The following is a 10,706-nucleotide window of genomic DNA, read 5'->3' as shown; positions in this document are numbered from 1 at the left end:
CCGGGTTTCACCGGGCGGCCGCACCGCGAGCGCGGCTTGTACGATGAAGCAGTGAATCAGGCGGCCTTGCGGCGGCGGCCGAAGCCCAGGCCCAGGAAGCCCAGGCCCATCAGCGCCAGCGATGCCGGTTCAGGCACGTCCACGCGCACATTGTCGAGCAGGCCGTCGTTGCTGGTCGAGTTGTTGGCATTCACGTCGGCGAAGCGCAGGATGGTCGATGCGCTGGTCGCGATGAAATTGAAGCGGTAGGTATCGAGCAGGCCTGCCGCGTTGTTATCGGTCACCCAGCCGCTGACCAGCGACTTGCTGGTGACGGTGTCGAAGACGCCGTAGTTCATGCTCTGCGCCCATGGGCTGGTCGATCCGTATTGGAAAGACAGGGTGTAGGCCTGGCCTGCCACCGTAGTAAAACCCTGCCACAGCATGCCGTTCGCGTAGCGGTCGCCGCCGTTGAAGGCCACGGCATAGGTACCGTTCTGCGCCACGCTGCCACCGCCCCAGTAGAAGCCGCCCTGGGTCTGGGTCGTGACGGCGGCGTTGCCGGAGATGCCCCAGTTGGCGCCGGCGTTTTCGAAGTTGCCGTTCTTGATGACATTCGCGTTGGCCGAACCGGCGATGGCGAGGGCGAACAGGGCGGTAGCAAGCTTGAGTTTCATGGGGCGTTCCGAAAAGGTTGGTGTTACCCCTTACTGAGCAATAGTCATGCCAGTAGGCAAAACTACCGCAAAATCAATCCCTTACGGTTTCCATCAAGATATTTACGATGCTCTATGTAAAAATTTCCGACAGCAACTATTTATTGCATAAGGGAATTTGCGGGGTGGCCCAGCGCGAAAAAAATGTGCCAGTCATAAAAAAATGCCGCCCAGGCTGAGACTGGAGGGCATCACGATTGCGAGCGGTGTATACGCTTACTTCGCCAGTTCCACCAGCACCGCCGTATACATCTGCAAATTCAGCAGCAACTGCTTCTCGGTGATGAACTCGTGCTCCGAGTGGCCGGTATACACCTTGCCCGGCATGCCCGGACCGAAGCTCACTGCCCCCGGGAACAGGCGCGAATTGGTGCCGCCGCCGATCGCCACCGGCTTCGGGTCCTTCATACCGGTAAAGTAGGAGAACACACTCATCAGGGTCGGGATGTGTGGCGCGCTTTTTTGTATCCACGGCTCGTTGATGCGCACCGTGACGTTCGCCAGCGGCAACTGGCGGCTTTGCCATTGCGCCAGTGCCGCATTGACCTCGTTGGTGAGCTGTTCGGTGCTCTTGCCCTGCGGACGGCGCAGGTTGATGGACACCTCGATGCCGTCGTCGCGCTGGCGCAGCACGGTCGGCGCGAAGGTCATCGGTCCCATGAAGCCGTCGCGGTAGGCGATGTTGCCGAACTTCTCGCCGTGGATGCCGGTGCCGACCATCTCGTTCAGGTAGTTCACCACCCCGCCCGCGGTGGTGTTGGCCCAGGGACGCACCGCCAGCGCATCGGCCAGCATGCTCACCGCGTTGATGCCGTCTTCCGGCTTGGACGAGTGGGCCGACACGCCCTTGGCCTTCACCGCCAGGTTCGTGCCCTCCCAGGTGAAGGTGTACTGCATGCCCTCCTGTTTGGCGCCGCGTGCGCGCACCTGTTTTTCGAGGTCCGGCGTCGCGTTGGCGATGGTCGCGCTCGCATCTTCGGGAATCTGGCTCCCGAAGAAGCCCCCGGCGAATTGGGTCAAATGCGGCTCGCCCTCGACGGGCGTTGCGGCGCCCTGCTTCGGCACCGTCACCGCAATCGTGCCTGACCCCTTCTCGGCCGTCACCGCCGGGTATTCGGCGTCCAGCGTGATGTTGACCTGCGGCGGCTGGTGGGTCTTGAGGAATTCGGTGAGCGGGCCCCAGTCGGATTCCTCGCCCATGTACACATACAGCTCGATGCGCTTGGACAGCGGCACGCCGCGGTCGCGGATCGACTTCATCGCATACAGGGCGGTCGCGATCGGGCCCTTGTCGTCTTCGGCGCCGCGCGCCAGCAGCTTGCCGGGCTCACTGGTGCGGTCCAGCACGAAGGGCGACTTCTTCCACTTGCTCGCATCCACCGGCTGTACGTCGCCGTGGGTGATGACGCCGACGCGTTCGGTGCCGGTTCCCAGCCCGATGATCACGGTCCAGCCGTGGTCGGCGTAGTCCAGGCCCAGGCGTTGCGCCTCGAGCTTCAGGGCGTCCTTGAAGGCGATGTGGACCGGGTTCTTGTCGGAGGGGACGGCCTTGTCGGCCACGGTGTTATAGCTCACCAGTTTGGCCAGGGTGTCGACCAGGTCCTTGCGGTAGGTGCTCACCGCGTACTTGGCAGTCTTGACGGCGGCATCGCTCGGCGCTTTGGTCGCGGCAACAACGGCGGCGGTGGCCAGGCCCGCAGTGGCGAAGGACGCCAGCAGCAGGCTGGCAAGCAGGGTTTTCTTCATCATGGGCGCCGTCTCCGGTTGTCAAAGCGCAGGTTGCAAAAGCGCAAGAAGTCTAGCACAGGCGTGTTCGCGCGCGCGGTGGCGTTCGGGTATCGTGATGGCCATCCGACCACACCACGAGTGCCTCTTCATGACCAACAAAACCGTCCACCGGCTGCACCCGGCGATGCGCGACGACATCGGCGACCTCATCACCCAGCGTCCCCTGCCCTCGCGCCACGTCGAGCAGATCGATCCTTTCCTGTTCCTGAATCACCACGGCCCACAGACCTACCCGCCGCACAACCGCGGCCTGCCTTTCGGGCCGCACCCGCACCGAGGCTTCGAGACCGTCACCTTCATCCTCGAGGGCATGCTGGCCCACCGCGACAACGCCGGCCATGAAAGCATCATCCACGCCGGCGGCGTGCAATGGATGACGGCCGGTCGCGGCATCGTGCATGCGGAAGTCTCGCCGCGCGAGTTCCTGGAGACCGGCGGCCCGATCGAGATCCTGCAGCTATGGGTCAACCTGCCATCGCGGCTGAAGATGAGCGAGCCTGCTTATACGGGCCTGCAGCGCGCAGACATCCCTGCCCTGCAGCTCGACGGCGGCAAGGTGACGATGAACCTGATTGCGGGGGAATGGGAAGGCACAACAGGACCAGTGCATTCGCTCACCGGGGTCTTCATGACGACGCTGCAGATGCATGCGGGCGGCAGCATCCGCTTTACCGGCCTGGAAGGCCGCAGCGTGTTCCTCTACGTGGCGCGCGGGGTGGTCGAGGTGGGCAACCATGCCGACATGGTCAGCCAGATGCACCTGGTGGAAGTCGACGAATCCGGCGACACGCTGGAGATCCGGGCCGAACGCGACGCGTTGCTGGTATTCGGCCATGCGGACCCGATCCGTGAACCGGTGGTGTCGCATGGCCCCTTCGTCATGACGACCCGCGAAGAGATCTCGCAGGCCATCGTGGACTACCAGGCCGGGCGCTTCGGATCAGCGCTGGGCTAGCGCCAGCTGGCGGCGGCCGTTGGCGGTGCTGATGCGCACGGTTTCCACCACGCGGCGGCGTTCCTCGAAGGCGAAGCGCACGTCCTTGTTCAGCGCCACGAAGCGGCCCTTGCCGATGTGGACGATCTCGACCGGGCCGTCGCCCATGTCGGCATAGACCGTCTTCGCATTGCCGGTCAGCTTGCCGGTGACGTACAGCACGCGGCCGTCCTCCAGGTCGTAGCGGCCCATCATGCGGTCGAACAGGAAGGGCGCCATCTGGGCAGGCGCCGGCTGGGCGCCGACCACGGTGACGCGTTCGGTGCCGGCGCCTTTCGGGCCCGCGCTTGCGGCGGTGCTGACGGCGAAAGTCATGAAGGTGGCGGCGGCAGCCAGCAGGAGTTTGGTACGCATGATCGGTCTTCCTTTCAAGGGCGATTGAGGTCGGACCGAAGCAGCTGGAAACTCGGCTGCCGCATAGTCCACGATATTCAGGGTCGCCAGCATTTGTCTGTGTTTGTCTGGCGATATGAGGAGTGTAGCGACGCGCCTCACAGGCTCAAGCTGCAAGCGCCGAAACGCCGGAAAGGCAGGACGAACTGCGTAAAACCGGGGACAGGCGGGGGATGCATATACGTGCGGCGGCGGCACGTCTGCACGCAGTACAGATGTCTCGAAAACCGTGTCTGCATGCGTGAAAATGCAGGTGCGGAACGTGCGTCTGCATGGACCACAAATGCCTTACAGTAGGACTTTCTTCCACTCCAGACGATAGCCCATGCAACCGATACCACTCGCCGCCACCACGCGCGCTTATCCGGACACCGACAACATCATCGAGAACGTGCATGCCGGTTCGGTGGCGGTCGTCGACGTGCAGGGCCGCCTGCTGTATTCAGCCGGCGATCCGCACTACCCCACCTTCACGCGCTCGGCGCTCAAGCCCTTCCAGGCCCTGCCCTTCATCCTGTCCGATGGCCACGCGCGCTTCGGCCTGGGCCGCGACGAACTGGCGCTGCTGTGCGCCAGCCATTCGGGCGAAGACATGCACCTGCAGGGCGTGCAATCCATCCTCGACAAGATCGGGCTCGATCCCGGCCACCTCGAATGCGGCTGCGCGACGCCGCTGTTCTACGAATTCACCGGCCAGCGTGCACCGGACCGCGAATGGACGCCCTTGCACCACAACTGTTCGGGCAAGCACAGTGGCTTCCTTGCCTGGTGCCGCCTGCATGGCGCGCCGACTGCGGGCTATGTAAAGCGCAGCCACCCGCTGCAGCAGGCCATCCGCAGCACGCTTGCCGATGCCGTGGGGATGCCGGCCGAGAGCATGCCGACCGGGATCGACGGCTGCTCCGCGCCGAACTACGCGATGCCGCTGTCGCGCCTGGCCCACTTGTATGCACGCCTCGGGCAAGGCAACGCGGACCCGCAACTCGGCGCGGCGATGGGCGACCTGTGCGACGCGATGACGGCGCGCCCGGACCTGGTCTCGGGCACGGCGCGCACCGACTTATCATGGATGACGGCGGGTGGCGGCGACTGGGTGGCGAAGGTGGGCGCCGACGCGGTGCAGACCATCGGCATCCGCTCTGCCGGACTGGGGATTGCCGTCAAGATCGCCGACGGCAACAGCCGCGCGCTGCACCCGGTCGTCTACAGCGTGCTGGAACAACTCGGCTTGCTGGACGATGCGCGCCGTGCTGTGCTCGAGCAATACCGCCAGCCGCTTATTCGCAACGCACGCGGCGCGGTGGCAGGCGATATCCGGACGCTGTTTACGCTGGCGCCCGCCGCTTGAGCGCTGGCGTGATCAGGCAGCCAGGCGGCGCAGCATGGCCGCAATCGCCGCGATCACGGTACCGTCATCCCAGTAGCTGTTGTGGGCCAGCGGGTTCCAGCTGCGCAGCAGCAGGCTGGCGACGCCGCCGCCGGCATTGATGGCGCGGTCTTCGACCAGGGCGCGATAGCCTTCCGACAGCGGCTGCAGCGGCCAGCCGAGGATGTCGTCGGGGTCGTAGAAGTTGATCCACTTGAACAGCGAGGTCGGCGGCGCGATCGGGATGATGTGCATCTCCTTGTGCGCGGCCACGAAAATGGGGATGTTGCAGCCGGTCGTGACCAGCCCGGCGCAGGTGCCCGCGGCGAGAAAGGTCTTTTCGCTGGCGGTCAGGCTGCGTCCCAGTGCACCGCTGGCCCAGGCGTCGATATTGCGCCAGATGCCCGCCCCCACCGGCCTGCCCGCCGCCGCCTTCTGCGCATCGTAGATGTAGCTCGACAGCACCTGGCCGCCGAGCGACTGCGCCACGAACACCACCGGCATGCTCGGGCGGATCGCATGGGCGGACAGCAGCGTGCGTGCGATCTCGCCCTGCGCCAGCTCGTAGACCGAGCCCGGGATCTCCTTGCGGTTCTCCAGCCCGGCCGCATCGCCGAAGCCGAACAGCACGAACTTGCGCAGGTCGGCATAGCGCACGTCGCTGCGCTTCTGGGTGCGGTCCCAGACCGTGTACTGGTTGTCCTGCAGGATCTTCTGGTAATACACGGAGCGCATCACGACCTTGCCCGCGATAGCGCCCAGCTGCCCGCGCAGGCGATCCATCAGCCCGTCCGCATAGGTCGGCGGAGTTTCCCCCATCCCATGCACTGTGATCAATGCCACTTCGGCCATGACAGCCTCCCCGTTTCGCCGCATCTTGACCTGCGTGCGGCACTTGTTTGATATGGCTAGCCTACCAGTTTTCCCGGCTGTGCATGTGCTCGCTCGACGGCTCGCTTACCATGGGGTTTTCCACACCGACGACCGCCATGCCGGAGCTACTGTTCAGCCGTTACCGCGCCAGGATCCAGCGCCTCGACCTGGCGCAGGTAGCCACGCCCGCCGACATTCCCGAGGCCTTCCTGCTCGGCCGTGAAGGCCGCTACAGCGCCCATTACATTCCCTTCGAATCGGTGAATACGGCCGCGCGCGTGGTCGTCGTCGGCATCACGCCGGGCTTCGTGCAGTGGAAGAATGCATTGCGCGAGGCGCAGCGGCAGATGAAAGCCGGCGCAGGCGACGACGCGGTGCTGCGCGCCGCGAGGTTGGCCGGCGCCTTCAGCGGTGCGATCCGCCCCAATTTCGTGGCCTTGCTGGACGCGGTCGGCGTGCAGCGCTGGCTGGGCATCGCCAGCTGCGCCACGCTGTTCGATCAAGACGCAGGGCTGGTGCAGGTGAGCGCGGTGCTGCGGCATCCGATCTTCGTCGACGGCAAGAACTACAGCGGCTCCCCGCCGATGGCGCGCAATGCCTTCCTGCGTGGGCTGATGCTGCGCTGGTTTGCGGAAGAAGCCCGGCTGCTGCCGGATGCGCTGTACGTGCCGATGGGCGGCAGCGTCAGTGACGCGCTGGACTGGCTGGCGGGGGAAGGTGTGATCCGGAGGGACCGGATTTTGCATGGGCTGCCGCATCCCTCGGGGGCGAATGCGGAGCGGGTGGCGTATTTCTTGGGGCGGAAGGAGAAGAAGACCTTATCCGCAAAAACGAACGGGACGCAAATCGATGCAGCTCGCGAGGGTTTAGTGGCCCAGATGGACGCGCTGTTCGCTGACCGCTAACCCGTAGGGTGGGCAAGTTCCTTGCCCACGCGTTCAACCAGCTCATGAATAGCCGCGAGGCTGAGTATGAGCCTGTTGAACGCGTGGGCAGAATCTGCCACACCCTACGAGATAGACAATGCGAACTCCGTGACTCCCTCCACACCACCCCGCACCTGGTCACCCGGCTTCAGGGCCGCCACACCCGCCGGCGTCCCCGTATAGATGAGATCCCCCGCCTCGAGCCTGACCAGCCGCGACAGATGACTGATCACATCCGCAATCGGCCAGATCATCTCGTTCAGGTTCCCCTCCTGCCGCAGCGTCCCGTTCACCTCGAGCCAGATCCGCGCATCCTGAGGGTGCCCCAAGGTCGAAGCCGGAATCAGGGGACTGCACGGCGCCGATGCATCGAAACCTTTCGCCATATCCCACGGCCGCCCCGCATCCTTGGCCACCGCCTGCAAATCGCGCCGGGTCAGGTCCAGCCCCACCCCATAGCCCCACACCAGCGCCATCGCGTCGTCTGGTGCAATATCCACCCCGCCCGCGCCCAGCGCCACCACCAGCTCGACCTCATGGTGCAGGTCTTGCGTCGCAGGCGGATAGGGCACCGCGCCGCTGGCCGGCACCACGGCATCGGCGGGCTTGGTGAAGAAGAAGGGCGGTTCGCGGCTTGGGTCGCTGCCCATCTCGCGCGCGTGGGCGCCGTAGTTGCGGCCGACGCAGAACACGCGGCGGATCGGGAAACGCGACTCTAGACCGGCCACGGCCAGCGAAGGCTGGGCAGGCGCGGTGATGACGTAGCTAAGCATGCTGATCCTTTCATGGACTGGACGCCCATGATAACCGCGCAGCCCAGCTCCTGTCAGGCGGCGCCGGCCGGCGTTTGCGCGCGCGCCGCGGCGGCGCCGACCGATTCCAGCACACGCACCAGCGCCGTCATGTCGACCGGCTTGACCAGGTGGTGGGCAAAGCCGGCGGCAATCGCCCGTTCGCGGTCCTTGGCCTGTCCGTAGCCGGTGATCGCCACCAGCACCGTGCCGCTGGTTTCCGGCATCGCACGCAGCTGCTGGGCGAGCTGGTAGCCGTCGATGTCGGGCAGGCCGATGTCGACCAGCATGACGTCGGGCCGCTCGGACCGCGCCCGGCGCAGGCCCGAGCGCGCGTCGTATTCGACCGCCGTGTGATAGCCCTGCACGTTCAGCAGCGTCGACAGGCTGTCGGCCGCATCGGCATTGTCGTCGACCAGCACCAGGCGCAGCGGCCGTGCGAGGGCTGCGCCCTCCACGTCTTCCTGCGGCCCGGCACCTGCACCAGGAGTATCCGGCGCCGCATCCACGCAAGGCAGCGCCAGCGTGAAGCTGCTGCCCTGCCCTATTCCCTGGCTGTGCGCGCCGACTTCGCCTTCGTGCAGCTCCACCAGCCGCTTGACCAGGGTCAGGCCGAGCCCCAGCCCGCCCTGCGAGCGCGCCAGCGTGCGGGCGCCTTGGGTGAACAGGTCGAATACGTTCGGCACCAGCTCCGGCGGCATGCCCGAACCGTTGTCGCTGACGGTGAGCAGCATGCGCCCGTCGTGGGCTTCCAGCCGCAGCGCGATGCACCCGGCCTTTTGCGTGTACTTGGCGGCGTTGTTCAGGATGTTCGCTACGCTCTGCACCAGGCGGGTCTGGTCGCCGCGCACGTGCACCGGCCCGGCCGGCAGCGCCACCTCGACCTGGTGGCCTTTTTCCGTGATGAGCGGGCGCGCCTGGTCGAGCGCGCCCGAGACGATGTCGCGGAAGTCGACCACGGCCAGCTTGAGCTTGACCAGGCCGCGCGTGACCCGCGAGACGTCGAGCAGGTCGTCGATCAGGCGGCTCATGTGGCGCACCTGGCGGCTGATGATGGTGGTGGTCTGGCAAATGCGCGGCTCGTCCTTGAACTGCATCGACAGCAGGCTGGCCGAGCTGCTGATCGGCGCCAGCGGGTTGCGCAGCTCGTGCGCCAGCATCGCCAGGAATTCGTCCTTGGTGTGGCTCAGGCGTTCGGCCTGCACCCGCGCCGCGCGCTCGCTCTGCAGCAGCGCGTCGCGCTCCAGCGCGGACTTCTGCGCTACCTCGTACAGGCGCGCATTGTCCATCGCGATCGCCGCCTGCGCGGCGACACCGGCGATGATGCGTTCGGTGCGCTCGGTGAACACGCCGGGCTCCGGATGGCCGAACAGCAGCCCGCCCAGCACCATGCCCGAACGCGACACCACCGGCACCGCCAGGTAGCTGCGCACAGCGAGGTGCCCGGTGGGCATGCCGCTACCCGGGCCAAGGGCCGCGAAGCGCGGGTCGCGCGTGATGTCGCTGCTGCGCACCGGTCCCTCGCCATCGAAGGTCGGGCGGAAGACTGCGGTGGAACCCGGGCTGCCGAGACGTTCGAATTCTTCGCGCGAGGCGCCCGACAGCGTGTACAGGCGCAGGCTGTCGCCCTGCTCGTCCTGCGCACTATAAAAGAAGCCGCCGAAGCGCGCGCCCGCCAGACCGGTGCCGGCATCGGTGATCGCCTGCAGCAGCGTCTCGAGGTCGAGCGTCGACGCCAGCGCCTGGCCGGTGCGGTTGAGCATCTCGAGCACGCGCTTTTCGTCGCGCAGCGATTCTTCCACGCGCGCGCGCCGCACGACTTCGCGGGTATGGCGCGCCACGTCCTCGGCCAGCGCCACCTCCTGGTCGGTCCAGTGGCGCGGGCGCTGCTCGTGCAGGTAGAAGACCGCGGCCAGTTGCCCTTCTTCGATCAGCGGCACGATCACCATCGAGCGTGCGCCGATGCTGGCATAGCCCTGCGCATACGGCGCCGAGCGCTCGTCGAGGGCGATGTCGTCGAGGCACAGGGGGCGGCCCTTGCGCAGCTGGGCAACGATCGCCGGCCCGAAGCTCTCCAGCGGACGCGATTGCCCGCCCAGGCTGGCCATGCTGCCGTCGGTCCAGTCGCGGTCCACGCTGATGGAACGCGCCGCCACGTCGATCTCGCCGTAGCCGACCCGGCCCACGCCGAGGAATTCGCCGGCCAGGCTGCTGGCCGCCGCCATGATGTCCACCGCGTCCACCAGCGGACGCAGGGCTTCGCTCAGCTCCAGGTGGAAAGCGTGGCGCTGCTCGGCCAGCACGCGCGAGGTGGTGTCGGACAACACGAAATACACGCCGATCACGTTGCCGTCGTGGCATACCGGCGTGACCGAGGCCGACACATAGCGCCGCTCGACCCGGCCGTTGCGGACCGGATGCATCAATGCGTTCTCGAAGTGGACCGGCTGGCCGCCCAGCGCCGCCATGACATAGGGCTGGACCTGGGGCCACAACTCGGGCCGGACCAGCGGGAAGGGCTGGCCCATGGCATTCGGATGCTTGTCGCCGAGCGATTCCGCATAGGCGTCGTTGTAGAAAAGGCGCAGCTCCGGCCCCCATGCGATGAACATCGGGAAGTGCGAAGCGACGATCAGGTCGGCGATGGCCTGCATGCCTTCGGGCCAGCTATCCGGTTTCACGGACGCGAACACTGGCCAGGGGCGGTCGGCGCCCGGCACGGGCAGCGCCACGCCACCTTCAGGCAGGGAAGAGAAACTGCTATGGATACTCATCAGGATTCCCGGTTCGATCTCCGTACGGCTTCCGGTCGCGGGTAGGGGAAACCCGTCGCCATGATTTTGTTGTCTTGCCGCAAACTTTTTATAAGCGGGGGAATTA

General features: G+C 66.1%; 9 protein-coding genes. 3 read left to right on the top strand and 6 right to left on the bottom strand.

Annotation, left to right across the window (positions count from 1 at the left end; translation table 11 throughout):
- Positions 1–56 precede the first annotated feature (56 nt).
- Together HGB41_RS23555 and HGB41_RS15535 are read right to left on the bottom strand one after the other, a co-directional pair.
- Positions 57–656: a PEP-CTERM sorting domain-containing protein gene (locus tag HGB41_RS23555; protein ID WP_171086353.1), complete on the bottom strand. Its 600-nt coding sequence runs from the start codon at positions 654–656 to the stop codon at positions 57–59.
- Positions 657–911: 255 nt separating this feature from the next.
- Positions 912–2,444, bottom strand: coding sequence for a dipeptidase (locus HGB41_RS15535; protein WP_171086015.1), 1,533 nt, complete (start codon positions 2,442–2,444; stop codon positions 912–914).
- A 127-nt stretch (positions 2,445–2,571) separates the two neighbouring features.
- Here HGB41_RS15535 and HGB41_RS15530 point away from each other — a divergent pair, with 127 nt between their 5' ends.
- Entirely contained in the window at positions 2,572–3,438 is an 867-nt protein-coding gene (locus tag HGB41_RS15530) for a pirin family protein (RefSeq protein WP_171086013.1), read from the top strand.
- Here HGB41_RS15530 and HGB41_RS15525 read toward each other — a convergent pair.
- Entirely contained in the window at positions 3,424–3,831 is a 408-nt protein-coding gene (locus HGB41_RS15525) for a hypothetical protein (protein WP_171086011.1), read from the bottom strand. The genes HGB41_RS15530 and HGB41_RS15525 overlap by 15 nt on opposite strands.
- Positions 3,832–4,195: 364 nt before the next feature.
- On the opposite strand from HGB41_RS15525, the gene HGB41_RS15520 reads away from it, so the two are divergent.
- The gene (locus tag HGB41_RS15520) at positions 4,196–5,218 is read left to right on the top strand and encodes an asparaginase (RefSeq protein ID WP_171086009.1); all 1,023 of its coding nucleotides are present in this window, start codon (positions 4,196–4,198) and stop codon (positions 5,216–5,218) included.
- Positions 5,219–5,230: 12 nt separating this feature from the next.
- Here HGB41_RS15520 and HGB41_RS15515 read toward each other — a convergent pair whose 3' ends face one another.
- Entirely contained in the window at positions 5,231–6,055 is an 825-nt protein-coding gene (locus HGB41_RS15515; RefSeq protein ID WP_229423056.1) for a hypothetical protein, read from the bottom strand.
- A gap of 170 nt (positions 6,056–6,225) precedes the next feature.
- Here HGB41_RS15515 and HGB41_RS15510 point away from each other — a divergent pair, with 170 nt between their 5' ends.
- Entirely contained in the window at positions 6,226–7,014 is a 789-nt protein-coding gene (locus HGB41_RS15510) for a hypothetical protein (protein ID WP_171086005.1), read from the top strand.
- Positions 7,015–7,118: 104 nt separating this feature from the next.
- Here HGB41_RS15510 and HGB41_RS15505 read toward each other — a convergent pair whose 3' ends face one another.
- Both HGB41_RS15505 and HGB41_RS15500 read right to left on the bottom strand, forming a co-directional pair.
- Positions 7,119–7,808 (bottom strand): fumarylacetoacetate hydrolase family protein, encoded by a 690-nt coding sequence (locus tag HGB41_RS15505; protein WP_171086003.1) that lies wholly within the window; start codon positions 7,806–7,808, stop codon positions 7,119–7,121.
- A 53-nt stretch (positions 7,809–7,861) separates the two neighbouring features.
- Entirely contained in the window at positions 7,862–10,600 is a 2,739-nt protein-coding gene (locus HGB41_RS15500; protein ID WP_171086001.1) for a GAF domain-containing protein, read from the bottom strand.
- Positions 10,601–10,706: the final 106 nt, after the last annotated feature.

This window comes from Telluria aromaticivorans, from assembly GCF_013003915.1.
GTDB classification, from domain to species: domain Bacteria; phylum Pseudomonadota; class Gammaproteobacteria; order Burkholderiales; family Burkholderiaceae_D; genus Telluria; species Telluria aromaticivorans.
Note: the sequence above shows the minus strand (reverse complement) of the source record. Positions and strands in the feature narration are given on the sequence as shown.